This window comes from Bradyrhizobium sp. Unk1 (assembly GCF_059512345.1).
Genome location: NZ_JCAMOP010000016.1, coordinates 1 through 23,307, shown reverse-complemented (window position 1 = coordinate 23,307; position 23,307 = coordinate 1). Strand labels below are relative to the sequence as shown.

At 58.7% G+C, this 23,307-nt stretch carries 24 protein-coding genes and 2 pseudogenes; 20 read left to right on the top strand and 6 right to left on the bottom strand.

Annotated elements, in window-relative coordinates; genetic code table 11:
* Window positions 1-59 precede the first annotated feature (59 nt).
* The 5 genes and pseudogenes from AC5ZFO_RS21405 (at window position 60) to AC5ZFO_RS21385 (ending at window position 5,094) form a co-directional block, all read left to right on the top strand.
* Window positions 60-908 (top strand): transglutaminase family protein, encoded by an 849-nt coding sequence (locus tag AC5ZFO_RS21405; RefSeq protein ID WP_282521228.1) that lies wholly within the window; start codon window positions 60-62, stop codon window positions 906-908.
* 148 nt (window positions 909-1,056) lie between these two features.
* Window positions 1,057-2,256 (top strand): flavin-dependent monooxygenase, encoded by a 1,200-nt coding sequence (locus AC5ZFO_RS21400; protein WP_282521214.1) that lies wholly within the window; start codon window positions 1,057-1,059, stop codon window positions 2,254-2,256.
* A gap of 54 nt (window positions 2,257-2,310) precedes the next feature.
* Window positions 2,311-2,559, top strand: a pseudogene (locus AC5ZFO_RS21395) (carboxymuconolactone decarboxylase family protein); the annotation flags it as partial.
* Window positions 2,560-2,801: 242 nt separating this feature from the next.
* On the top strand, window positions 2,802-4,103 hold the full coding sequence (locus AC5ZFO_RS21390; protein WP_496122511.1) for a tyrosine-type recombinase/integrase: 1,302 nt from the start codon (window positions 2,802-2,804) through the stop codon (window positions 4,101-4,103).
* A gap of 568 nt (window positions 4,104-4,671) precedes the next feature.
* Window positions 4,672-5,094: a hypothetical protein gene (locus tag AC5ZFO_RS21385; RefSeq protein ID WP_496122510.1), complete on the top strand. Its 423-nt coding sequence runs from the start codon at window positions 4,672-4,674 to the stop codon at window positions 5,092-5,094.
* A gap of 82 nt (window positions 5,095-5,176) precedes the next feature.
* Here the strand turns inward: AC5ZFO_RS21385 and AC5ZFO_RS21380 are convergent, their stop codons facing one another.
* Window positions 5,177-5,755 carry a hypothetical protein gene (locus tag AC5ZFO_RS21380; protein WP_496122509.1) on the bottom strand — a complete coding sequence of 193 codons (579 nt, stop codon included), beginning with the start codon at window positions 5,753-5,755 and terminating at the stop codon, window positions 5,177-5,179.
* Window positions 5,756-5,777: 22 nt separating this feature from the next.
* Window positions 5,778-8,156, bottom strand: coding sequence for a phage tail length tape measure family protein (locus AC5ZFO_RS21375; protein WP_496122508.1), 2,379 nt, complete (start codon window positions 8,154-8,156; stop codon window positions 5,778-5,780).
* A 304-nt stretch (window positions 8,157-8,460) separates the two neighbouring features.
* Here AC5ZFO_RS21375 and AC5ZFO_RS21370 point away from each other — a divergent pair, with 304 nt between their 5' ends.
* The gene (locus tag AC5ZFO_RS21370) at window positions 8,461-8,649 is read left to right on the top strand and encodes a hypothetical protein (protein WP_496122507.1); all 189 of its coding nucleotides are present in this window, start codon (window positions 8,461-8,463) and stop codon (window positions 8,647-8,649) included.
* Between the two features lie 88 nt (window positions 8,650-8,737).
* On the top strand, window positions 8,738-10,942 hold the full coding sequence (locus tag AC5ZFO_RS21365) for a VapE domain-containing protein (protein WP_496122506.1): 2,205 nt from the start codon (window positions 8,738-8,740) through the stop codon (window positions 10,940-10,942).
* Between the two features lie 360 nt (window positions 10,943-11,302).
* On the opposite strand, the gene AC5ZFO_RS21360 is transcribed toward AC5ZFO_RS21365, so the two are convergent.
* Entirely contained in the window at window positions 11,303-11,602 is a 300-nt protein-coding gene (locus AC5ZFO_RS21360; protein WP_496122505.1) for a hypothetical protein, read from the bottom strand.
* 399 nt (window positions 11,603-12,001) lie between these two features.
* On the opposite strand from AC5ZFO_RS21360, the gene AC5ZFO_RS21355 reads away from it, so the two are divergent.
* From AC5ZFO_RS21355 to AC5ZFO_RS21310, 10 genes and pseudogenes are all read left to right on the top strand, one after another.
* Window positions 12,002-12,781 carry a hypothetical protein gene (locus AC5ZFO_RS21355; RefSeq protein ID WP_496122504.1) on the top strand — a complete coding sequence of 260 codons (780 nt, stop codon included), beginning with the start codon at window positions 12,002-12,004 and terminating at the stop codon, window positions 12,779-12,781.
* 232 nt (window positions 12,782-13,013) lie between these two features.
* Entirely contained in the window at window positions 13,014-13,454 is a 441-nt protein-coding gene (locus AC5ZFO_RS21350) for a hypothetical protein (protein WP_496122503.1), read from the top strand.
* A complete protein-coding gene (locus AC5ZFO_RS21345; protein WP_496122502.1) occupies window positions 13,441-13,782 on the top strand; it encodes a hypothetical protein in 342 nt (113 codons plus the stop codon). The genes AC5ZFO_RS21350 and AC5ZFO_RS21345 overlap by 14 nt, the downstream gene beginning before the upstream one ends.
* Window positions 13,779-14,288 carry a hypothetical protein gene (locus AC5ZFO_RS21340; protein WP_496122501.1) on the top strand — a complete coding sequence of 170 codons (510 nt, stop codon included), beginning with the start codon at window positions 13,779-13,781 and terminating at the stop codon, window positions 14,286-14,288. Before AC5ZFO_RS21345 ends, AC5ZFO_RS21340 begins: the two co-directional genes overlap by 4 nt.
* A gap of 59 nt (window positions 14,289-14,347) precedes the next feature.
* Window positions 14,348-14,512, top strand: coding sequence for a hypothetical protein (locus AC5ZFO_RS21335; protein WP_496122500.1), 165 nt, complete (start codon window positions 14,348-14,350; stop codon window positions 14,510-14,512).
* A 107-nt stretch (window positions 14,513-14,619) separates the two neighbouring features.
* Window positions 14,620-14,997 carry a hypothetical protein gene (locus tag AC5ZFO_RS21330; RefSeq protein WP_496122499.1) on the top strand — a complete coding sequence of 126 codons (378 nt, stop codon included), beginning with the start codon at window positions 14,620-14,622 and terminating at the stop codon, window positions 14,995-14,997.
* A gap of 80 nt (window positions 14,998-15,077) precedes the next feature.
* Window positions 15,078-15,251 (top strand): annotated as a pseudogene (locus AC5ZFO_RS21325) (carboxymuconolactone decarboxylase family protein); the annotation flags it as partial.
* Window positions 15,252-15,365: 114 nt separating this feature from the next.
* Window positions 15,366-16,124 carry a proteasome-type protease gene (locus tag AC5ZFO_RS21320; RefSeq protein ID WP_028150003.1) on the top strand — a complete coding sequence of 253 codons (759 nt, stop codon included), beginning with the start codon at window positions 15,366-15,368 and terminating at the stop codon, window positions 16,122-16,124.
* Window positions 16,125-16,157: 33 nt separating this feature from the next.
* Window positions 16,158-16,916, top strand: a complete 759-nt coding sequence (locus AC5ZFO_RS21315) for an SDR family oxidoreductase (RefSeq protein ID WP_028150002.1) — start codon at window positions 16,158-16,160, stop codon at window positions 16,914-16,916.
* Window positions 16,917-17,198: 282 nt separating this feature from the next.
* Window positions 17,199-17,810 (top strand): hypothetical protein, encoded by a 612-nt coding sequence (locus tag AC5ZFO_RS21310; protein ID WP_282521215.1) that lies wholly within the window; start codon window positions 17,199-17,201, stop codon window positions 17,808-17,810.
* Window positions 17,811-17,885: 75 nt separating this feature from the next.
* Here AC5ZFO_RS21310 and AC5ZFO_RS21305 read toward each other — a convergent pair whose 3' ends face one another.
* Window positions 17,886-19,124 carry an MFS transporter gene (locus AC5ZFO_RS21305; protein WP_282521216.1) on the bottom strand — a complete coding sequence of 413 codons (1,239 nt, stop codon included), beginning with the start codon at window positions 19,122-19,124 and terminating at the stop codon, window positions 17,886-17,888.
* Window positions 19,125-19,283: 159 nt separating this feature from the next.
* On the opposite strand from AC5ZFO_RS21305, the gene AC5ZFO_RS21300 reads away from it, so the two are divergent.
* Complete coding sequence (locus AC5ZFO_RS21300; protein WP_282521217.1) at window positions 19,284-20,534, top strand: NupC/NupG family nucleoside CNT transporter; 1,251 nt, start codon at window positions 19,284-19,286, stop codon at window positions 20,532-20,534.
* Window positions 20,535-20,671: 137 nt separating this feature from the next.
* Here AC5ZFO_RS21300 and AC5ZFO_RS21295 read toward each other — a convergent pair whose 3' ends face one another.
* Both AC5ZFO_RS21295 and AC5ZFO_RS21290 read right to left on the bottom strand, forming a co-directional pair.
* Window positions 20,672-21,211, bottom strand: a complete 540-nt coding sequence (locus AC5ZFO_RS21295) for a cupin domain-containing protein (RefSeq protein ID WP_071912540.1) — start codon at window positions 21,209-21,211, stop codon at window positions 20,672-20,674.
* A 160-nt stretch (window positions 21,212-21,371) separates the two neighbouring features.
* Window positions 21,372-21,659, bottom strand: a complete 288-nt coding sequence (locus AC5ZFO_RS21290) for an usg protein (RefSeq protein WP_014494242.1) — start codon at window positions 21,657-21,659, stop codon at window positions 21,372-21,374.
* A 378-nt stretch (window positions 21,660-22,037) separates the two neighbouring features.
* Between AC5ZFO_RS21290 and AC5ZFO_RS21285 the strand changes: the two genes are divergently transcribed.
* On the top strand, window positions 22,038-22,352 hold the full coding sequence (locus AC5ZFO_RS21285) for a co-chaperone GroES (protein ID WP_008139213.1): 315 nt from the start codon (window positions 22,038-22,040) through the stop codon (window positions 22,350-22,352).
* A gap of 44 nt (window positions 22,353-22,396) precedes the next feature.
* Window positions 22,397-23,307: chaperonin GroEL (gene groEL / locus AC5ZFO_RS21280; protein WP_496122498.1), on the top strand; the 911-nt coding region annotated here is incomplete at its 3' end.

Below are 23,307 nucleotides of genomic sequence, written 5' to 3'. Positions count from 1 at the left end.
ATTCCGGTGCGCCCGCAGGGCGAGCCTGGGGAATGACGACGCCAGAACAACGGTCCACCATGCGCCTGCGAATCCAGCACACCACGACCTATCGCTACGAGCCGCCGGCCACCAGCGTGATCCAGATCCTGCGCATGACGCCCGGCAGCCATGACGGGCAATATGTGGCGGAGTGGCAGATCGACGTCTCGACCGACACCAAGCTCGACACCCATGAGGACGCCTTCGGCAACGTCACCCATGTGCTGTCCTGCGGACCCGTCGGTGACATCAAGATCACCGCCGAGGGCCTGATCGAGACCCACGACACCGGCGGCGTGCTGCGCGGCGCCGACGAGCGTTTTCCGGCCGGCATGTTCTTGCGCGCCACCGACCTCACCGCCGTCAATCCGGCGATGACGGCAGTCGCGCGGCAGTTGCGCAGCGAGGCCGAGAGCGACACGCTCGGCTTCCTGCACACGCTGATGACCCAAATCAGCGATCACATGACCTTCGACGAGGATCCGACCAACAGCGGCACTTCGGCGGCGGAAGCGTTCACCCTCAAGCGCGGCGTCTGCCAGGACTACGCGCATATCTTCATCGCCTGCGCCCGCAGCGGCGGCGTGCCGGCGCGCTTCGTCTCCGGCCATTTCCTGCGCTCGGACGGCACGGTGCACCAGGATGCCGGCCATGCCTGGGCGGAAGCTTACGTCGACGGTCTCGGCTGGGTCGGCTTCGATCCCGCCAACTGCATCTGCACCACCGACGCCCATGTCCGCGTTGCGATCGGGCTCGACTATCTCGGCGCAGCCCCCGTTCGCGGCACCCGCTATGGCGGCGGCGCGGAGACGCTGACGGTGGCCGTGAAGGTCGAGCAGGCCGGCCGCGGCGGGCAATCGCAGTCCCAGTCACAGCGGCAGAGCTAGGCGCGGCGGTATCTCGTCCGAGGCATCTGCGGCGCAATCACGTCGCAGCGTTACAGCTGTAATCGACGACCGCCGCGCTGAAACCGTCCCGTAGCGCCATCTCTTCAACCTCCGTTGTGATCCGTTTCCGCAACAGAGGTTGAGACAGATGCGGCTTCACGAAAAGAACAAGAAGCATTCCGTGCCCCTGCGCGATCCCCACCAAGACATGCTTGCGGGGATCCGGGAGTTGGCTCCCGAGATCAAGGCACACGCCGCCGAGATCGAAGCCGCACGCCGCGTCCCGTCCGACCTCTTGGAACGACTGCGGTCGATCGGGCTCTTCCGGATGTTCGTTGCGCGCAGTCATGGCGGGCTGGAGCTGGATTTTCCGGCCGGACTGGAGGTCATCAAGGCACTGGCCCGTCTCGACGGCTCGATCGGCTGGATCGCGACTGTCGCCGGAGCGAGCAGCCTCTTCGTCGCCGCGTCACCTCCGGAATTGTACCAGCGCATCTATCAGGACGGACCGGATACGGCGATTTGCGGCTCGTCCCAACCGGGTGGAACAGCAGAGCGCGTGGCCGACGGTTATCGCGTCAAAGGCCGCTGGCCGTTCGCCAGCGGTTGCACGCATGCCGACTGGATCGGCGGGTTCTGCATCGTCACCGAGAACGGCAAACCGGTCCCCGGCCCGCAGGGCAAGCCGTTGCTTCGCGTCGTTGCGCTGCCGGCGCGGGACTGGGAGATCGAGGACACCTGGCACGCGGCAGGGCTCAAGGGCACCGGCAGCCATCACGTCACGCTGCGGGAGACGCTGGTTTCCGAAGCCCATTTCTTCGATCTCGATGCCGCCCCGCGCCAGTCGGGTCCGCTCTATCAGGCGTTGCGGCAATGGCTGCCATTGGTGCACGGCGCATTCTCGGTGGGGATGGCCGAAGGCACCGTCGATGACCTGCTCGCGCTGGCCAGCACCGGAAGGCAGCAATTGTACGCGGCCGTGCCGATGCGGGAGTCCGAGATCTTCCAATACGATCTCGGCCGGATTTCCGCCGACCTCGGAGCCGCGCAAGCGTTTCACGAGGTCCAGGCCGCCAGCCACTGGCGTCACGCGCTGGCGGGAACGCTGAACGACGAAGACCTCATGATCGAGGGGGCCCGATCCGCGACCTGGCTCGCCGCGACCTGCGTCGGCATCGCGGATGCCTGCTTTGCGCTGGCCGGCGCCGGCGCTGTCTACGACAGCTCGCCGCTGCAGCGGCGCCTGCGCGACCTTCACGTCGCAGCACAGCACGCGCACGCGCAGCAGCGGCAATATGTCGAAATCGGCAAGCTGGCCTTGCGTCGCTCGGCCGGACATGCCGGCTGAGGGCTCGAGCCGTGCTACACTCGCGGGATCAGACCTGACCCCGCGAGGTATCCCATGGCGACCGTAAAGCTGCTTTCGGACGATGAGCTCTCAGCCGAGGCGCGCGCCGTTTTCGACGATATCCGCAAGGTGCGGAAATCGGACTTCGTCAACAATTTCTGGCGCGCGCTCGCGCATGATCCGAAGACGCTGCGGCGGACCTGGGAGAGCATCAAGGAGGTGATGGCCCCGGGTGCGCTCGATCCCAAGATCAAGGAGATGCTCTATGTCGCGGTCTCGATCGCGCACGGCTGCAGCTACTGCAGCGGTCGCTAACTATGCGCCTCCGTGCGCTTCCACGCATCACACTGCATAATCATCCATAATTCAATGATTTAGCCTCCAATTCGACCCGGTCACCCCCGTGCGCTTCCGTGCGCTTCCATGCCGCCAATCGCATTGTTTTTGGCATATAGGTCGGCTACAACGATCATCGCGACGATCGACGCAACGACCATCGGGGGTTGGAATTGCCAAAAATAGCGAAGGAATTGACGGCCCTAGCCGTGTCCAAACTGAAACACCCCAACCCGGCCAAGCCGGACGTGCCGGGGAGCGGCGGCGATTTCAACACCTATTACGCGGTCGGAGGGGTTGCCGGGCTGATGTTGCAAATCACCCCCAACGGCGGCCGGTCATGGGTGCTCCGCACGACAATGGGCGGCAAGCGCCGCAACATGGGATTGGGGAGCTATCCAGAGATCACTTTGGAAACCGCGCGCAACGAAGCTCGCAAAGCCAAGGCATCTGTTCGCGATGGACGCGACCCCATCGTTGAGAAAAAGAAAAACAAAGCCGCTCTTATCGCCGAACAGAAACGCGAAATGACGTTCGATCAAGCGATGAAGCAATGGTTGCTGAAACGACTGCCAGAACTAGGAAGCCAAAAGAACAAAGATGCGTTGGAATCGATGCTAGACAACTATGCCAAGCCTGAACTTGGACGGTTGCTTGTCAACGATATCGCCGTGCAAGACGTTTTGCGCGTGCTGACACCGGTATGGGACACCAAAACGCGAACAGCAACGCGGCTACGTTCCGAAATCGAAAGAGTGCTAGATTGGGCATTCGTCAACGGTCATCGATCAGGCGACAATCCCGCACGTTGGAAGGGCAATCTTAAAGAGGTGCTGGCGAAGCCGTCCCAAATCAGCGAAGTTGAACACCATCCGGCAGTCGCGATTGATGAAGCGCCAGTATGGTTTGACACGCTACGCAAGCAAAACGGCAATGCTGCAAAAGCGCTGATGTTCATCATGCTCAACGCATCCCGATCGGGCGAAGTGCGCGGAATGAAATGGTCAGAATACGATGCCAAAACTGAGATTTGGACCATTCCAGCCGACCGCATCAAAATGGAGAAAGAGCACCGCATCCTGTTGAGTGAAGAAGCGATTGCGATCCTCGAAAATCAACCGCGACTGGACGGAATTGAATACGTGTTTCCGTCACCGTCAAACGGGATGCTCACCGACATGGCGATCAGCCAATTGATGAAGCGAATGACGAAACCGGACGGCAGTCAGTTTTGCGATCAGCGATCAAAACAGCCCGCTGTTCCGCATGGCCTGCGATCGACGTTCCGCGATTGGGTTGGTGATCGCACTACCTATCCCCGCGAGATGGGCGAAGTAGCTCTTGCGCACAAGGTTGGTAATGAAACCGAACGGGCTTACAGCCGTGGCGACATGCTCGAAAAGCGCCGACACATGATGCAGGATTGGGCCAACTTTCTGCATGGCAATCGCGCTGCATCAGACAACGTCATCGACATGACGACCGCAACGAAGAAACGCGCCGCGCGATAATCACAGCAAACAATTTGTACTTTGGCAGCCCGCTACGTTTCGCGCGTAGCGGGCATATTCTTGCCACTATAGATGCGTCTTGCGGCATGGATGCGCACGGAGCGCAGCAACAGAAAGGACGCCCGATGTTTCCCACCGCCCTGCTCGCCTCCGCTCTACTGCCCTCACCGGTCACCCTGGCTGCATTCGCCAACTCGCGGACGCCACCCGATCCAGAACGCTTTTTGACCGATCATCAACTAGCAACACGATGGGGTTGCAATGCGTCGTCGATATGGAGAGCGGCAAAGAGAGACAAAGACAAAGGCCATCCGCAGCCGGTCCGATTGATGGCGAATATGACGCGGTTTCGGTTGAGCGATGTTGAGGCTTGGGAACGTCGCGTTGATTGATGCGATGATAGATAAGGCCGGACGCGATGAACATCCGGCCTATTTTCTCCGCATAAATCACGATTGTTCGGCTGCTAACGTGTTAGCTGCTGCGATTGCGCCTAGATCAATCAGGCAATTGGCTTGCGTTCGCGCTCCGGTTGCGCCATGGATACCGATGGGATCGGGGGCATAAAATGCGAATACTGTTGGGATTCTTGGCTGCGCTTATTTGCGCGGGTTGTGCAGGATCAATGTCGCAAACGCGAGAGCCTGCTATTTCGGACGCAGCGTTGCGAGAACTGGTTTTGAGTTCAAAAGGAAATCTTTTCAAAGACCCCACATCCATCCGGGATGCTAGCGTTGGGCGTGCCTACGTTTGTAGAGACGGCGATTCTTGCATCTGCATTTCAGCAAACGCACGGAATGGATTTGGTGGCTATACGGGTATTAAAAAGCACGTGGCTGTTTGGAATAATGGTCAATTGCAACATATGCGCGACTGGGATTTCGGCGATCAGTGCGACTACCTTACGCCGTTCGCTGAATTGAACGGCGATTACGTCGCACCGCCTCAATCACCCGCCAAGCCGACAACCAAACAGCCGAAGCCATCCTGATAGGTTGTCGCGCTTTGTTGCGTCTCAATAGTGGATCAACGAGAAGCGGCAGAGCGAACACTGCCGCTTCTTTCCGTGCAAACTAAGTGAAATCGCCGCCAACCTTGTATTCCGCGCTCGCACCATCAGCGTTTTTCAACACGATAAGCGAACCGGCTTGATATTGCGCCGATGTTGCCGAACCGCCTACCCGCTTCGTTGCGCCCGTGTCGGATGCAAGCGTGATGGTGCCCGTTCCCCACTGCACAAATCCAGCGTTGAATCCTTCAATGAGGCTGGCCGGGACGGTAACGGTGACGTTGGTTGCGTCTTCGCAACGGAAAACTTTGCCGTTGTCTTCGTTTTTGAGCCGGAATGATCCGGTGAAAGGTTCGATGTTTCCGACTTGGGTTGCAGCGTCGAAAGTCGACTTATCGATCGCGTAAGTCACGCTTCCGCCCTGTCCAATTGCATCGACTATAAACTGGCGGACGGTAGGAAACGGTCCGAATTTTTTCGATGATCCGAGCGGAATGTTCCACACCCCGTTGCCAGTGAGTGTTTTGACCTCAGGCAGGCGCACGCGGGCCGATGTCCATTGCGACGCCGCAGAAATCTTCAACACGTAGCCCGCTTCCAGCACGACCGATTGCGATTGCTCACCCAAAATTACTTGCTGCATGATCTAATTCCCCTTCTGTGGTTCAAACTCTCAGGTTGCGCTTGCGCGCTCCCTGAATAGTGCTGAGCACCTTGTTGCTAAATTCCGCGCGGTCCCTCGCCTGTGCTTGCCGTAGCTCCGCAATAGCCTTTGGATCAGCACCCGGGGCAATATCGCCGTAGGTAGGCGCATAAGTGATTTGCATGCTGCTGTTGTCGTTGCTCGCCTGTTGGCCGTACATCTGGACGCCAAGCGCGCCCGATGGCCCGCGCTTCAACGGCAAGATGCCCTCTGGCCCTGCCTCGCCCATCAGGCCCGCGCCCGATGCAAATTTGAACAGCGTCGGCGACTTCACGATTTGCCCGGAAAACGCGCTAAGGCTTGGCGAATTGTAGACACCGCCCAAAGCGTTCTTAACGAGGGGCGCACCGCCTAGCGACGTCGGCCCGACCGCACCGGGCACGCCACCATCAGAAAAGCCGAACAAGCTTGAAAGGCCGCCACCGAAGCCGCCCAACGTCGCCTGCAACGCCTTCGCGATCGGCGCGAGGATCAACATTTTGATGATCATCTGTTGAATAGCTTGCAGGATGATCACGCCAACGTTTTTGAAGCCCTGCCCCATCGATGTAACGCCGTTCATCACGTCTTGGATCGGCTGCACAAGGTTGTTGAGCGCACCGGTAACGCCCTGATCGAGCACCTTTGCAAAATTGCTGCTATCCAATTCGAGTTGCTTCAACTGCTGCAACGGTGCTGCTGCAATTGCTGCTGCGTCCGAAGTTGCTTTGATGTTGCGCGCAAGCACTAGCTGCGCAGCCGCCATCTGTTCGGTATTGGTCTTATCGACCAAGCCTTGATCAATCCAATGTTGCAAGGTATCGGACGCTGCCTTTTGCGCCGATTGCAAATTGAAGACGCCAGCCGCCGCCTGTTGTTGCACGCGGTTCATTTCGGCTTGCGCTTGAACACCGAGCAAGATTTTTTTCGCCATGGCGTCGTTGACGCCGACGCCTTGCAAACCCGCTGCGTTCAATTCAAGTTGCTTCTGTTGAACTTGCTGTGTGACTGTTGCAAGATCGCCAAGGATAGCAATGCGCTGTTGCGACAACTGATTAGCAGCGAGCAATTGCGCCTGCGTTTGCTGATCACCATTCACTGCACCGCTTCGCTTTTGCAGACCGGTAGCGAGTTGCGCAACATTCGCCGGTTGCTGGAACGAACCGAACCGCTCTTTGAAGCTGTCGCTAATCTTCTCAATGCCCATTTGCTTGGCGATATCTTCGTGATTGGACGGGAGGAAGATTTTCCAAAAACTGGAATTGCCAAAGCTTGAAGCGCCTTTCGCAACCTTGTCAAAAAGCGTTTCCATGCTGGCCGTAGCAGTGACGACAGCATTGACAAAGTTATTCCTAAAATTGTTGATCGCGCTGTTCCACATGTCATCGAACTTGCGAGCGTTCGCGATCAGCTTTTCATTCGCCTGTTCGTTGAAATTGTCCATACCAGCCGCAGCGTCGCGGACGGCCTGACCACCTTGCGACATGAAACGCACCCATTGCGCGGTTGTCGGCAATCCAGCGGCTTCAAGAATATTGCGCTTTTGAACATTGCTCGCTGTTTGCGCGACGATATCAGCGACATTCGCGAGATAGCCGGTCAAATCTTTCGCGCTCTTGCCGCTGGCGATCATAAGACCGTTCAGCGAACCCATGTTGTGCTGTGCTTCGCTGACCGATTGCGCAAAGCCGGTGATACCGGCCGCGAAATCATCCTTCGAAATCCCCTTGATCGTGGTCGCAGATTGCAATCCGGACGCTTGCCTTAGCGTTAGATCGGTTGCGGTTCGCACATCGTCCAATGCTAGTGCCGACTTGATCGCCGCCGACGCGATTGCACCTAATGTGCCGACTAGCGCAACACCGCCGAGCGCTGCGGTACGTGTTGCGGTAAAAAAACCTCCGATCGCACCGGTCAATTCCTTAAACAGCCCGGCTAGACCACCTTTCGCCGTTGCGATCACCTGACCGATTTGCCCGGCTTGCTGCGCGAAGATTTGGAACACCGGCTGACCGGACGCGAGGCCTTGCGCCACGTCAACAAGCTGATACGACAAATTCTTCGCGTCAGCACTCAAACCGTTTGCGGCTTGTCGCGCTTTGTTCGTCGCATTTACGTTGTCGTTCGCCGCAGCCGCAGCGACTTTGTTAGCGGCAGCAGTTGCGCCCGTCGCACCGCTCGCGGCCATCATCACCTTGGTCGTCGCGCTCGATGCTTTGTTCACGCCGCCCATCGACGCAGCCACGTTATCAGCCGCCTGTTCGGCAGCACGGGCAGCGGGCACAAGCGCGTTAAGACTGGTCTTGGCTCTATCGAGATCGGACGTTTCGGCGCTAAAGCCGATCTGGGCAATATCGACCATGGGTGCAAATTCCTCTCGCGCAGCGCGGCGAAGCGCTCGGAGGGGATCATAACACGGACGGCTCACGGATTGGCGGATACGGCGCGACCGCAAGCCCGCACGCTCTATAATCCACGGGATTTTTCGCAATCTTTGGCTAACACAGGGACAGCCATAACCCGTCGATCGAAAAGGGTTGTGGAAGATTTTCGTCCGCTGCACGGCACCGCATGGTTGCGCACGGAGCGCACTTTTTCGCCGCCTTGCGCACCGCTCACGAAGCACTGATGAGTGTTTGCACTAACAACATCGGAGGCAACAGGCGATGCAGTTCGAACGACATAGCCCTGAGTATTTCCGCGACTGGCGCAACCGCAAACGTGCCGAGCAAGAGGCGCGCAAGAAAGTCGCCCTGGCTGCCATTGACCGGCTTGTGGAGAGCGCGCGGCCGGAAGTAGCCGCCGCAGCGCGAGAGCAAGCCAGCATCGCCCGCAAGGCCTTAGAGGCAGCATGAAAATGAAGAGGCCGCGCGGTGTCGCAAACCGCGCGGCCTAGCCTTCTAGACCAATCCCCGAACTTCCGCTGAAGAAAGAACAGGTGCTATGTTTATAAGCTCGCCCTCCGCTTTGATCAAGCGTTGCCCGTCGCCGATCCGCGTTTTCGACAGCGGGCGATTACCTCAGGTCTCTTTCACCTACTTTGCGCGCAACGACAATCCGCAAGGCACGCGGTATCAAAATGACTGGCCCGCGCTTTGCGCTTGGATTGAGCAAAGCGCTTGGATCACGACGACTAAAGACGAACTGCCGCTGATCAAACTTGCGACGTTTGCGAACAACTATCGCAGCAACGCCAGCATTGAAGCGATCTATGGAATTGAATGCGATTACGATGCAGAATTGATGCAGCCCCAAGAGGCCGTATTCCGATTGACTGCCGCAAACATCATCGCGTTCGTTTACACCAGCCCGTCACACACACCGGAAAAGCCTAGATGGCGTGTAATCGCGCCGACATCACAACCGCGCAGCGCATCCGATCGACACTATTTAGTCGGACGGATCAACGGCATTCTAGGCGGAAGCCTTTCCAGTGAAAGCTTCACAGATAGTCAATCCTATTATGTCGGACGGCTGATCAACGGCCACCCTGTTCAATGCTTTCGCGTGAACGGCACTCGCTATGTTGACACCGTTGAAAGCCTGATCATCGCGCCACCAAAGGCGAACGGATCAGCCGGGCGCAAACCGCTTGGCACAGATCGTGCGCCGGATTTCCAATTGGCAACGATCGCTCTAAACAGCCTCGATGTAAATTGTGACCGCAATGAATGGCGCGATATCAGCTTCGCCTTTCGCCACGCTGTAACCGGCCTCGTTCACGACAATGCCGCCCGCCTAGTTTGGGACGTATGGAATGCAGGCTTCTCCAAACCGAACGAACCGGGCGCAAACGATAAGCAATGGCGATCCGCTGATAACGGGACGAATTTCGGCTGGTCTTACCTCCGACATCAAGCGATCAAGAGCGGCAACCTTACTGACGATCAGCGCGCCCGAATGACGTTTGGCCGCCCATCACCATTACTCACCGCGCCAACCACGCCGGAAACGTCGCAACTCTCAATCTTTGATCAGGCGTACAATGGACCGCTAGCGCTATCCGCAATTTCGACCGCGCTCGCTACCTCCATCAGGGAACACCTACCCATCGCGTTCGATACTTTCAAACAACGCATGGTCAAACGTCGTGCGATGCCATGGGACAACGAACCGACAAAGAATTATCCCGCGCTATGGGGCGATGTTGATGACGCGTATTTGCAAAGCTGGTTCCATCATCTTGCGCTTAAGCCAACGATGGAAGCCGTGCGGAACGCCTCGACCATTGCAGCCCATCGCAACAAATTCAATCCTGTGGTGGAATATCTGAACTCGCTGCAATGGGACGGCGTTTCGCGCATCAACGATTTGTTTGTGACGTACTTCAATGCGACAAACGAGGCATTCGCGCGCATCGTCGGATCAAAGTTTCTGATCAGCATGGTTGCGCGCGCATCCAATCCCGGTTGTAAGGTCGATACGGTTGTTATCCTTGAAGGCGAACAAGGTAAGCTGAAATCGACCGCGCTAAACGTTCTAGCAGGTGACGAATATTTCAGCGATGGATTGCCGGACATCCACCACAAAGACGCCGCCGACCATTTGCAAGGCCTGTGGCTTGTCGAGATCGGCGAAATGGCCGCCGTCAAACGCTCTGACATCGCGGATGTGAACCGTTTTCTCACAACGCGCATCGATAAATTCCGCCCTTCGTATGGGCGGCATACAATCGAAAGCCCGCGCACAAGCGTCTTTGCCGCAACAACCAACGCGGATGTTTATCTGAAAGACCCTACCGGCGCACGGCGGTTTTGGCCCATCGCCGTTGGCAGCACGATAGATTTGGACGGCTTGCGACGTGATCGCGATCAACTGTTCGCGGAAGCGGTCACACGATATCGACAGGGTGAACAATATTGGCTGAACGAAGCCGAATATGAAATCGCCAAACGCGAAACTTCTGAACGTCAAGAAACGCATCCGTGGCACAACATTGTGATTACGTATCTCGACTATAAGAACGTCGTATACGTGAGCGATATTCTTTCCAATCTGAAAATCGCAAGCGACAGGCAAACGAAAAGTAGTCAAATGGAAGTCGCCGCGATCATTCGTTCTACTAAACAATTCAAGAAAGGCGAAGACCACAACGGCAAACGATGTTGGAAACGAATTGGGGCTATGCCCATACAGATGCCCTATTAATGCCCATCGCAAAGCCCGGTGAACAGCCGGGCTTTTTTTTGCTGCGCGCCAAGTTCGGACGGCGCGTCGCTCGCTAGCGATCTATAATTTATGGCTTTATGTAATTTTCATTTCTCCACCACCCCACCACCAAACACCACTCCACCACCGTTTTCTATAGAGTACCCAAAAGCTATAGGTAAAATTATGGAATTACATAATTCCTCTCTGCTCTCCTTACTCTCCTAACCAATAGGTGGTGGAGGTGGTGGAGGTGGTGGAAGGGCCGCAAAATCAGCGCGTTGCTATTCGCCACCCATACCACCACCGCTCGAAGGCGGTGTTGCGCGCAATTACCCGTCCGATCTTCGCGCGGCTACACTATCGATACGGGCTGCTAGCATCCTTCATTCGCTGCCGGTGCTCTTGCTTGTCGCGTTCATAGGCTAAGCTCAACGAACGTTTCAACACGCAATCCTTGCGCTCTTGCTCGGTGCCGCGATCGTACTCGATTGCACACTCGCGCGCCCATACTTCACCGTTGGTTATTGGCACATCCGCGCGTCGCCCGTCGAACATCGGGCCGATAAGAATTGTCAGGCCCATTGTTCCCGCGATCATGCAGATGACGAAAATCAGCATGCCGTTCGATGTAGAGTCGGAATCTTGCGAAGTATGCATTGTTCATAATCCCGATAATGATCGCAATCGATGTACTACGCGACACCTAAGCGAGATTTTCAAGTTGCGATCTAGCTCGCTGGGGCGGCTGCGCTCCCCTTAGCCACGCGCTGAATCATTTCAAACAGATAGCGATGGTCAACGCGATCAATCTACCAACCTAGATTGCGATTATCATTCTGTTGATGCTTGCGGTGGTCAAGCGATGATTTCCGCACGAATACTATCACGATATTCTCGATTACTTTTGTGATGAATATTCAATGGTCAAGTTGTGAATATCGCGAGTAACTACAATTACTTACTACTTGCGCGAATACTCCGAAACACTTAGTCATCAGGCTCCGCGCGACGCGCTTCGAACGTTGGACGCGAACCGGACAACGAAAGGATTTTGAGATGGCTAAGCTACTAATCGGATCGCTACCCTCCACACCGCGCGGCTCTGGCGTTTCGGTAACGAACAGCGAAACTAACGAGACGCGGATTTTCTTCATTCCCGCCAACTTGCCGCCCGGCATTGATCAGGCCGCCGCTGCGCTGTTCGCCGGTATCGGCCTCGCCAATAATGAAGCGCAACGCGCAGGTGCCACTCTGCTGCCTGAGTTGATCGGGCCACACATGGCGAAAGCCGTTCCTGGGTTGCTGCAAAGGCCGTACGCCAGTTTTGTGGATGAGGTGGGCACATCGGCGCGGAGCAACAAGAAATCGATTGCTGACATAGCTGCCGTCCCCGCAGCGACCGTCGCAACTGCCGCCGTCCGGCAACGCGCCGTCCAGTTGTTCGATCAGATAACCTTGGACAGCGAAAAAATTCGGTTCAGTTTGAACGCGACGTTTCCGCAGTTGCAAGGCCTTGTCGAAGTGGATGCCCTATCGATCCTGCCGGACAATGTGCAGTCGGCAATCATGGACCGCTATTTGGAAATGGCTTATGCGGCAAAATACGGCCTCGCCAGCAAATATCCCGCAATCGCCTCGCCAGACATTCCGATCCCGAGCGGCATTGATCAAGACGCTGTTGATGCGGAAGCGAAGAAGTTCGTCAAGGGAGTTCGCGATTATGAAAAGCAGATCGCGAATTGCTCGCAGATCGCACGGGACTGCATCGCTTACGTTGCGGTCGCATGTTCCTGCAATGTTGGGACTGCCTTCGGTTTGTTGACCAACAAGACTTGATCACCATGGCAAACGCGCGCGGCCCTGCAAAGCTTCCTAATTTGGTTTGCCTACAGGCGATCGATGTAATGGACGCCAAACAGGTCCGCGCCGCGTTGAACGCTAGCCGATCCAACGTCTGTTGGTGGCGGAAACACGATCGGTTTCCGCGAGGTTATCGCACTGGCAACAACGTGATGGTTCGCACCGCTGAACTGGCAGGCTGGTGCGCTTCGCGCGGAATTAGAATTGAATGGCTATGACCACACCGCCAAACCTCACCGTTATTCACGGTAAATCAACGGTTGCGAAAGACGAACGGGGCCGCTTCGTATCCGGCCCAGCCAACACCGGAAGGCCGGTTGGTTCTCGCAACAAGCAATCCGCTGAGTTGATGAAAATCGTTCGTGCGATGGGCAATCGCGCTGCGGCCAATCTTTCCGATGCTTTGGACGCTAAAGAGCAATGGGCAACAACCTTGGTGCTTCGTTACTGCTTACCGAGCGCGCGCACGCAGGAAATGCACGGCGCGGACCCGGAAGACATCAAGGAAGCATTTGTTGCGGGCGACATTTCGGCGGATGAAATGAAAGCAATCGCAACCGCAATTGAGAAACTGAAATCAGTTGCGGATATCGACGACTTGCGCAACCGCCTAAGCGAATTGGAACAATTACTCAATGCCGGTAAGTGATCGCGACCGCAACAGGCTTGCTGCACTTATTGCGATCGTGAAGCCTTCTCACAGTCTCTCCGCAAGACTGGACGCGATAACGGATGAACAACGCGGTTCTTACACCAGATGGAAAGCACGTTATGAGCGATGGATTGAGTGGTGCAAAGCGCAGCACGATGACGAAATCGAAGTTGATGCCCGTCCATACGCTTGTTCGCTTCAACGGTATTCACCACCAACACTGCGCCGCGATGTAGAAACCGCACTGTTCAACGAAACTCCAAAGATACTCTTGACCGACACCGAAACCGACGCAGCCCGCAAATGGATAGATCAACTACAATGACCAGCGAAGCGAACACAGCAATGCGCGATCATTGCATCGCTAATGGCATAGTCGATAACTCACCCTTTCGCGATGTGCGCATCTACAAAGTGTTTCATCCACACCCGATGCTCTACGCCTTCGATCGCGACGGCTTGATGCACTTTGCGAGCGCGACGGAATACGATCGCAAGGAAGGCAAGTACGCATCCAACAACAACCGCGTCATTAGAAAGTGCGACGCGCTTCATTTGGACGAACACCAGCGCGAACCGGCGCGTGAAGTCCAATGGTTTGTCAGACCGAATAAAGAACCCGACCTTTCAATTAACGGAGAAACGCTGCTGCGGATCATAAATCAGCGCGTGTTGACCACGCCTGATCATTCGTTTGAAGCGCCGAAAGACTTGCTGTTGTTCTTCGAGAAACACACCAACTCGCTCAACAACGCTGAGCGTGTGTTCAACAGCTATGTTGATCAACTAGCGACGCGCTTTCCGGAGAAGTGCCGCGAACTGCGCAAATAGATCGGCCAATCGGGACGGGCCGTCCAAATCGTTCCGAACAACAGAAGGTAACTTTCCCCATGGCAACGAAACTGCTCACCCACAATGCTCATCGCGAAGCCGGTAAATCGCACCTCGAATACTTCCGCGAATTGCTTGAGCGTGATGGCGATAAAGCAACCGTCTCTCTCCACGCGGACCATCTGAAATCGCTGCTCGCGTTTGCATCTCCCGACAAACGCTAATCGAATGCACCGGCCGTTAGTCGCTTTCCGGCCGGTTCATGCACCCCCGCTTGCAAGCCGGACGTACGTTTGCAAGCGGGGGTTTGTATTTCTGAGAGAACACCGCAATGACCGGACGTAACGAAGGAACGCTTGCATTCTTCAACCGCGTTCAAGAGCGATGCGCGAAAATCGCTTCGCTACCACCATCGCAACACGACGCGGAAATTCTAAAAATCAGCAGAGATACCGGGCTAACACCGATAACAATCGCACCGATCGTTGAACGCTACGCCCATCAGCGCGTTCCAGACTATCCATCGCTGGCGAAGCAATTCTGTGAACGAATGGGACGCGAAAAGGTCCGCGCCATGCTGGCAACCAACCACGGCATGCGCGACCTAAAGCACAACGTCCAAACGGTGCTTACCGACGAACGATTGAGCATCACAGGCCCGCGCGTCGCGCTTTTTATCGACGCAATCCGGGCGAAGGCGAGCGATTAAACGGCCTCTGGTTTTTTGGCATATAGATCGGCAGCCAGACTCAGTTATTGAACCAATACCCCTGTTTTTATAGCGTTTGTGGAAGCAGCTACTGCATCCATTCGCACACCGCGGGCGCACGGGCCAAGGGCATGACCGAGGCCGAATACGGCGAGATGCTCGCCATCGTCGGCATGGCCGCGGAGACCAACCGGCTGGTCACGGCGCTCGGCGTCCCCGTCGATGCGGCGTTTCTCGTCGATGCTGCGGACTGAGCGGCAGAGATAGCCGTTTCGCCGGAGAATGCCGGCCTCCCCCGGGGAATCGGGGGTTTCATGCCTCCCCGAAATTGGCTAGTAATTCCGCGCAAACGCGTTCGGGGACTGGAAATGACCTATTGTTGCGGAATCCTGGTTCGGGACGGTCTGGTGATGATCGCCGACACCCGCACCAATGCCGGGCTCGACAATGTCTCGACCTTCCGCAAGCTCCACATCTTCTCGAAACCCGGCGACCGCATCATGGCGATCGCCAGCGCCGGTAACCTCGCCATCAGCCAGTCGGTGCTGTCGACGCTGACCGAAGGCCTGGAGGACCCCACCACGGGCGAGGTCGAGACGCTGATGAACGCACCGACCATGTTCCAGGCCGCCCAGCGCATCGGCCGGGCGATCCGGGCGGTGCACGCGACCGAAGGACCGGCGCTGCGATCCGAAGACGTTTCCTTCGACGTCTCCTTCCTGTTCGGCGGCCAGATCAAGGGCGCGCGCATGCGCCTGTTCATGGTCTACACCGCCGGCAATTTCATCGAGTGCACCACGGACACGCCCTACCTGCAGATCGGCGAGCACAAATACGGCAAGCCGGTGCTCGACCGCGCCATGCATTACGACGTCGAGCTCTACGAGGCGCTCAAGACCGGCCTGATCTCGATGGACTCGACCATGCGCTCCAATCTCGGCGTCGGTCTTCCGATCGACGTGCTGGTGGTGCGCGCGGATGCCTGCGATGCCGATCTCAACCACCGCATCGAGGCGGGCGAGCCCTATTTCCACGACCTCCGCTCGCGCTGGTCGGCGGCCTTGCGCGCGGCGCATCAGAACATTCCGCGGCCGCCCTACAAGAACGAAAAAGAACCAAAAACCTGACAGCCAACTTGAAGAGAGAAAAGGCAGGAAACGATGAGTGAAGCAAACAAGATCGCAGTGGTGACGGGCGCCGGCACCGGTGTCGGGCGCGCGGCGTCGCTGGCGCTGATGAACATCGGCTTCACCGTGGTGCTGGTCGGGCGCCGGCTCGACATGCTCGAGGAGACCGCGAAGCTCGGCCCTGCAGGCAAGAGCCTGTGCGTCACCGCCGACATGACCAAGCCGGACTCCATTGCCGCGCTGTTCGACAAGGTGAAGGCGACCTACGGCCGGCTCGACGTGCTGTTCAACAATGCCGGCATGGGCGCGCCGGCGGTGAACTTCGAGGATCTCAGCCTCGAGCAGTGGCAGGCGGTGGTGAACACCAACCTCACCGGCCCGTTCCTGTGCACCCAGCACGCCTTCCGCATCATGAAGGACCAGAGCCCGCGCGGCGGCCGCATCATCAACAACGGCTCGATCTCGGCGCACGCGCCGCGTCCGTTCTCGGCGGCCTATACCTCGACCAAGCACGCCATCACGGGCCTCACCAAGGCCTCCAACCTCGACGGCCGCATGTACGACATCGCGGTCGGCCAGGTCGACATCGGCAATGCCGCGACGCCCATGACCGATCGCATGGTCAACGGCCCCGGCGTGCTGCAGCCCGACGGCACCACCAAGCACGAGCCGCGCATGGACGCCAAGGCGGTCGGCGACGCCGTCGCCTACATGGCCGGCCTGCCGCTCGATGCCAACGTGCTGACCATGACCGTCATGGCCACCAAGATGCCGTTCGTCGGACGGGGCTGAAGACCTCTCCCTCTCCTCGCTTGCGGGGAGAGGGCCTGACTCAAAAAACTGAAAAACAACCCCATGCACAGTAGGCGTCAAGGCGCCGCGAAGTCTCCCCGCAAGCGGGGTGAGACGGAATAAGTCCTGGCCCGGCCTCGACAATCGTCCTTACACGCGCGCAGAGGCGGGAAAGGGCGAGAAAGCATGTCACAATCCCGAACTAAGGTATGAGCCATCTGGGGTAGAGCCACAATCCCGGCCATTGCCCGGCGGCTCCGCAAATCGTTCGGAACGGTACAAATGGGTTTGGACATATATCATCTTCACATCGACGATGACGTCACTGATTTTCCTGTCATCATCGACGTCGAGCAGGCTCAACTTCAAAAGATCGTTCAATTCAGTCGCAAGAAAACAAATCAGTATATCGACTTTGAGCGGCTTCTTTCCGATCACGGATTCTCCGCGCAAGATTACTATCAAGCCCTTCATCAACGGGAGCTGTCGGGGATCGGAAAATTCTCCGACAGCTTTTATTTCTGCCCCACGGGCGAATCGGATCCGATGAACCCGACCCAGACGGGTCTATACTTTACCGACAAGAGAAGCTTTTTCGCGCCGAAGCCGCAACTGCCGCCAAATGTCTTGAAGAGATTGAAGGCCTTCAAGATCAAGCAGTATCCGATGGTCGATCGATTGGAGGATGTCGTCTACACCAAACAGATCGGGTATCAAAGAAACGCCGTCGCTGACGCCTTTTTCAATGAATTCCTCCCGGACGGGATGTTCGTTGAAAAATCGTACGCGCAGAGAATATTCGAATTAACGATCGCTGAGGCACAGCAGGATTTCCGAACCAGCTTTCTCGACAACTGGGACGACCAACGCAGTCTCGTCGTGGTCTCCTGGTGAGAGACCACGCCTCCACGGCAAGATTCTGGATTGCTTCGCTGCGCTCGCAATGACGGGAGGGAGAGAGCGGAGCCCCTACTCCAAGCTCTCCACCTGCCGCAGGCTCGGAAACAGCTTCATCCACAGCAGCGCCACCGCGACCGTGCAGACGCCGCCGAGCACGGCCGCAGGCATCGCGCCGAGCAGCGCGGCTGCTACTCCGCTCTCGAACTGGCCGAGCTGGTTGGAGGCGTTGATGAAGAGAAAGTTCACCGCGCCGACGCGGCCGCGCATCTCGTCGGGGGTTGAGAGCTGCACCAGCGAGAAGCGGATCACGACGCTGATCGTGTCTGCCGCGCCGAGAATGGCCAGCGACAGCACCGACAGCCACATCCACGACGACAGCGCGAACACGACCGTGGCGACGCCGAACACGATCACGGCCTGGAACATGCGCAGGCCCACATGCCGCGAGATGGCGTGACGCGCCAGCACCATGGTCATCAGCAGCGCGCCGACCGCGGGCGCGGCGCGCAAGATCCCGAGCCCCATCGGGCCGGTCTGGAGGATGTCGCGGGCATAGATCGGCAACAGCGCGGTGACGCCGCCGAACAGCACCGCGAACAGATCGAGCGAGATGGTGCCGAGGATCGCCGGGTTACTGCGGATGAAGCGGACGCCGGCGAAGATATTGTCGGCGTCCGTCCCCTCCTTGGAGACCGCCTGCGGGCGCGGCCGGATGAAGCCGGTCAAAATCATCCCGAGAATCCAGAACAGCAGCATCACGGCATAGGCGAGGTGCGGCGCGACCGCGTAGGCAAAGCCGCCGAGCGCCGGACCCGTGATGGTCGCGACCTGCCCCGCGCCGCTCGCGACTGCAGTTGCGCGCTGGAGCGATCCCTGCGGCGCGATCAGCGGCAAGAGAGCCGCGGTGGTCGGGCTCTCGAAGGCGCCGGCAATGCCGAGCACGAAGGTCGCGATGAATATCTGCACCTCGCTGACCAGGCCGAGATAGGTGATGATTGCGAGATAGAGCGCGGTCGCGGCTTCCACGAGCTGGCAGAGCTGAACCACGCGCTTGCGCTCGAAACGGTCGGCGGCATGGCCGGCGACGAACACCAGAAGCGCGGTGGGCAGGAACTGCACGAGGCCGACCATGCCGAGGTCGAAGGCCGAGCCGGTGAGATCATAAATCTGCCAGCCGATCGCGACCGCCGCGATCTGGCTGGAAAAGCGCGACAGGCTGCGCGAGAGCAGGAAGAACAGGAAGGCGCGGTGGGCGAGAAGTGCGCGGGCGGTGACCGGCGGATTCGAGGATATCGGCTGCTCTGTCATCGCCTCTTGGGTCACGCTTGGACCGTCCGCCCCCTGATTTCGACCTGCCCCGCGTGGCTGACGCAGGCCTGCTTGTCAACAGCGAGCGGCTTCGGCGGCCTTCCGGCATTGCGTTTGCAACGCACGCGCGGCCATAATCATTGAGGGTTTGGGGACATCATGCTTCGGCTGCAATCGGCACTCGGCGTTTTCGCATTGCTATTGATCGCTTGGGTGCTGAGCGAGAATCGCCGCGCGGCCTCGGCTCGCCAAGCAGCGATCGGGCTTGTCGCAACCTTCGTCACCGCGGTCGTGCTCCTAAAGGTGCCCGTCGTCGCGCGCGCCTTCGGCGCCATCAACGACGCGGTCGGCGCGATCTCCGCGGCCTCGCGCGCCGGCTCCTCCTTCGTGTTCGGCTATGTCGGGGGCGGTCCCCTGCCCTTCGATCTGAAGGTGCCGGGCGCCGATTTCATCCTGGCGTTCCAGGCGCTGCCGATCGTGCTGGTCATGAGCGTGCTGACGACGCTCTTGTTCTACTGGCGCGTGCTGCCGCCAATCGTGCGCGGCATGGCCTGGCTGCTGGAGCGGACGCTGGGCGTCGGTGGCGCGGTCGGGCTCTCGACCGCGGCCAACATCTTCCTCGGCATGGTCGAGGCACCGCTGTTCGTGCGGCCGTATCTGGCGCAGATGACGCGCAGCGAATTGTTCCTGGTGATGACCGGCGGCATGGCCGGCATCGCCGGCACGGTGCTGGTGCTCTACGCGACGCTGCTGGCGCCGCTCATTCCCGATGCCGCCGCCCATTTCGTGATCGCCTCCGTGCTGGGTGCGCCGGCCGCGATCCTCGTCAGCCTGATCATGGTGCCGGAGACTTCAGACAAGCGCACCGGCGGCGCGCTGGAGGATCCTGACATGGATGTCTCCGGCCCGATGGATGCAATCGTGAAGGGGACGAGCGCGGGGATCGAACTGCTGATCAACATCGTCGCCATGCTGCTGGTGCTGGTGGCGCTGGTCTATCTCGTCAATGCCATCCTCGGCCTGCTGCCTAATATCGGCGGCGGCGCGATCTCGCTGCAACGGCTGCTCGGCCTCGTGATGGCGCCGGTGTGCTGGCTGATGGGATTGCCCTGGGACCAGGCGGTGACCGCCGGCAGCCTGATGGGCACCAAGACCGTGCTCAACGAACTGATCGCCTATGTCGACTTCTCGAAACTGCCGCCCGATACGCTCGATCCGCGCTCGCGCCTGATCATGCTCTACGCAATGTGCGGCTTCGCCAATTTCGCCAGCCTCGGCATCATGATCGGCGGCTTAGGGGTGATGGCGCCGGAGCGGCGCGAGGAGATCAACGCGCTCGGGCTGAAATCGATCGTGTCGGGAACGCTGACGACGTGCCTGATGGGCGCTGTGGTGGGGGTGTTGAGCTGAGTGGCCGTAGCCCGGATGGAGCGCAGCGCAATCCGGGACAGTATCTCCGTCGCAGACAGTCGCCCCGGATTTCGCTTCGCTCCATCCGGGCTACAGGAGAGCCGTCATTGCGGGCAATGACGGCGGAAAGAGCGAGGCTACGCCTTCAACTCCACCGTCCTGAACTCCGCCGGCAGGATCACCTCCAGCAGCTCCACGTCATCCGAATAATCCAGGATCATGTGCTTGATCTTCGGCGGCTGGGTCCAGGCGCTGCCTTCCTTCATCAAGGTCTCGCCCTGACCGTCCATGTAGGTCTTCACCCAGCCCTTGAGCACGTAGACCATCTGGAATTCGACGTCGTGGAAGTGCAGCTTCGACACCTCGTTCGGATCGCAGGGTCCTTGCAGGCGGATCACGTGGGCTTGCGCGAGGCCGTGACTGGCTTCGGCGATGCCGAGGTCGCGGTACTTGGCGTAGGCGCGCAGGCCATCGGCCTTGAAGTCTTCCTCGCGGTGATGGCTGATGGCGATGCGCTGCTTGGGACGCGCGGGCTTTTTCGGAGCGGCCTTCGCCGGTGTCGTGCGCGCCTTTGCCTTCACCGCCTTGCGCGCCGAGGATCGTGCCACGGCCTTGGCTCCGCTCCGCTTCTTCACCGCGGCCTGGGCCGCGCTGCGCGATTTTGTTTTCTTGGCCATGGGCCGCCTCCCTGTTGTTATGGGCGGAGGCTAGCACAGAACGAGATATCGTAGGGTGGGCAAAGCGAAAGCGTGCCCACCATTGCCAGATGCAATCGTGGAGAGATGGTAGGCACGGCGCGAGCGCGCCTTTGCCCACTCTACGATGCCGGCGCGCTGTTCAATGCAGCCGGAACACGCCATCCACGGCGCGCAGCTCGGCCGGCTTGATCAGCTTGGAATGCGCGACGGTCACCGAATGGAGCGGACCGTCGAGCTTCTCCTGCCAGAACGCCAGGAAATCCTTCAGCGCCGGAAATTTCGGAAACATGTCGTAGTTCTGCCAGACGTAGGTCTGGAGAAGCGAGGGATGATCGGGCATCCGATAGAGAATTTGCGCCGTCGTCAGCCCGTAACCCAAAAGCTGTTTCCGGAAATCTTCGGAAACGCCCCCACTCCGCAAGCCCATGCCAACCTCCTTTGCAGGAGCGCATTCAAGGGGCGGCTTGGTCGGTGTGCGCCTTACGAGCCACCCGGTACTGATGCGCTCACATGAGAGAAATGTGACGCAAACTGACAATCCATCTCAAGCCCAAAAGTTTAACAAGCTGTTGAAATTCAATGCTTTAGCAGCAGAGACGGCTCCGTGCTAATACGGTCACCGGGCGGGTTAACGATGGTAAAGAGATTCTGGCACCCGGGCCTTCAGAGTGCCGAATTTTCTGCTAGAAGCCCTTGCCCCCGCAAAATTCCTGTCCTATTTCAGCCTCGCCTGTGCTAGCACTCGCTGGCACAGACTGCTAACGCCAAAAAATTCCCATACCGTGCAACTACTTAGGAGGACTGCATGAAATTCCGTCCGCTTCACGACCGCGTCGTGGTCAAGCGTATCGACGCAGAAGAGAAGACCGCCGGCGGCATCATCATTCCCGACACTGCCAAGGAAAAGCCCTCGCAGGGCGAAGTCGTCGCCGTCGGCCCCGGTGGCCGCGACGAAGCTGGCAAGCTGATCCCGATCGACCTGAAGGTCGGCGACCGCGTGCTGTTCGGCAAGTGGTCCGGCACTGAAGTCAAGATCGACAACGTCGACCTGCTGATCATGAAGGAAAGCGACATCATGGGCGTCCTCGACGTCCCCGCTTCCAAGAAGAAGGCGGCCTAAGAGCCCCCTCTCCCCACCAGCTAAACACCTAAGGAAAAATCCAGATGTCAGCTAAAGAAGTCAAATTCGGCGTCGATGCACGCGACAAGATGCTGCGTGGCGTCGACATCCTCGCCAACGCCGTCAAGGTGACGCTCGGCCCCAAGGGCCGCAACGTCGTCCTCGACAAGTCGTTCGGCGCTCCCCGCATCACCAAGGACGGCGTCACCGTCGCCAAGGAGATCGAGCTCGACGACAAGTTCGAGAACATGGGCGCACAGATGGTGCGCGAAGTCGCTTCGAAGTCCGCGGACGCGGCCGGCGACGGCACCACCACCGCAACCGTGCTCGCGGCTGCGATCGTTCGTGAAGGCGCAAAGTCGGTTGCCGCCGGCATGAACCCGATGGACCTGAAGCGTGGTATCGACCTGGCCGTGGAAGCCGTGGTCGCCGACCTCGTCAAGAACTCCAAGAAGGTCACCTCGAACGACGAGATCGCCCAGGTCGGCACCATCTCGGCCAACGGCGATGCGGAGATCGGCAAGTTCCTCTCCGACGCCATGAAGAAGGTAGGCAACGAGGGTGTCATCACCGTCGAGGAAGCCAAGTCGCTCGAGACCGAGCTCGACGTCGTCGAGGGCATGCAGTTCGACCGCGGCTACATCTCGCCCTACTTCGTCACCAACGCCGACAAGATGCGCGTTGAGATGGACGACGCCTACATCCTCATCAACGAGAAGAAGCTCTCCTCGCTGAACGAGCTGCTGCCGCTGCTCGAGGCCGTAGTGCAGACCGGCAAGCCGCTGGTCATCGTCGCCGAGGACGTCGAAGGCGAAGCGCTCGCGACGCTGGTCGTGAACCGTCTGCGCGGTGGTCTGAAGGTCGCGGCCGTCAAGGCGCCGGGCTTCGGCGATCGCCGCAAGGCCATGCTGCAGGACATCGCGATCCTGACCGGCGGCCAGGCGATCTCGGAAGA

Bases quoted from the DNA above. Each gene is read 5' to 3' on its own strand.
- AC5ZFO_RS21405 (WP_282521228.1), top strand. From the start codon at position 60: ATGCGCCTGCGAATCCAGCACACCACGACCTATCGCTACGAGCCGCCG.
- AC5ZFO_RS21400 (WP_282521214.1), top strand. From the start codon at position 1,057: ATGCGGCTTCACGAAAAGAACAAGAAGCATTCCGTGCCCCTGCGCGAT.
- AC5ZFO_RS21385 (WP_496122510.1), top strand. From the start codon at position 4,672: ATGCGAATACTGTTGGGATTCTTGGCTGCGCTTATTTGCGCGGGTTGT.
- AC5ZFO_RS21380 (WP_496122509.1), bottom strand. From the start codon at position 5,755: ATGCAGCAAGTAATTTTGGGTGAGCAATCGCAATCGGTCGTGCTGGAA.
- AC5ZFO_RS21375 (WP_496122508.1), bottom strand. From the start codon at position 8,156: ATGGTCGATATTGCCCAGATCGGCTTTAGCGCCGAAACGTCCGATCTC.
- AC5ZFO_RS21370 (WP_496122507.1), top strand. From the start codon at position 8,461: ATGCAGTTCGAACGACATAGCCCTGAGTATTTCCGCGACTGGCGCAAC.
- AC5ZFO_RS21365 (WP_496122506.1), top strand. From the start codon at position 8,738: ATGTTTATAAGCTCGCCCTCCGCTTTGATCAAGCGTTGCCCGTCGCCG.
- AC5ZFO_RS21360 (WP_496122505.1), bottom strand. From the start codon at position 11,602: ATGCATACTTCGCAAGATTCCGACTCTACATCGAACGGCATGCTGATT.
- AC5ZFO_RS21355 (WP_496122504.1), top strand. From the start codon at position 12,002: ATGGCTAAGCTACTAATCGGATCGCTACCCTCCACACCGCGCGGCTCT.
- AC5ZFO_RS21350 (WP_496122503.1), top strand. From the start codon at position 13,014: ATGGCTATGACCACACCGCCAAACCTCACCGTTATTCACGGTAAATCA.
- AC5ZFO_RS21345 (WP_496122502.1), top strand. From the start codon at position 13,441: ATGCCGGTAAGTGATCGCGACCGCAACAGGCTTGCTGCACTTATTGCG.
- AC5ZFO_RS21340 (WP_496122501.1), top strand. From the start codon at position 13,779: ATGACCAGCGAAGCGAACACAGCAATGCGCGATCATTGCATCGCTAAT.
- AC5ZFO_RS21335 (WP_496122500.1), top strand. From the start codon at position 14,348: ATGGCAACGAAACTGCTCACCCACAATGCTCATCGCGAAGCCGGTAAA.
- AC5ZFO_RS21330 (WP_496122499.1), top strand. From the start codon at position 14,620: ATGACCGGACGTAACGAAGGAACGCTTGCATTCTTCAACCGCGTTCAA.
- AC5ZFO_RS21320 (WP_028150003.1), top strand. From the start codon at position 15,366: ATGACCTATTGTTGCGGAATCCTGGTTCGGGACGGTCTGGTGATGATC.
- AC5ZFO_RS21315 (WP_028150002.1), top strand. From the start codon at position 16,158: ATGAGTGAAGCAAACAAGATCGCAGTGGTGACGGGCGCCGGCACCGGT.
- AC5ZFO_RS21310 (WP_282521215.1), top strand. From the start codon at position 17,199: ATGGGTTTGGACATATATCATCTTCACATCGACGATGACGTCACTGAT.
- AC5ZFO_RS21305 (WP_282521216.1), bottom strand. From the start codon at position 19,124: ATGACAGAGCAGCCGATATCCTCGAATCCGCCGGTCACCGCCCGCGCA.
- AC5ZFO_RS21300 (WP_282521217.1), top strand. From the start codon at position 19,284: ATGCTTCGGCTGCAATCGGCACTCGGCGTTTTCGCATTGCTATTGATC.
- AC5ZFO_RS21295 (WP_071912540.1), bottom strand. From the start codon at position 21,211: ATGGCCAAGAAAACAAAATCGCGCAGCGCGGCCCAGGCCGCGGTGAAG.
- AC5ZFO_RS21290 (WP_014494242.1), bottom strand. From the start codon at position 21,659: ATGGGCTTGCGGAGTGGGGGCGTTTCCGAAGATTTCCGGAAACAGCTT.
- AC5ZFO_RS21285 (WP_008139213.1), top strand. From the start codon at position 22,038: ATGAAATTCCGTCCGCTTCACGACCGCGTCGTGGTCAAGCGTATCGAC.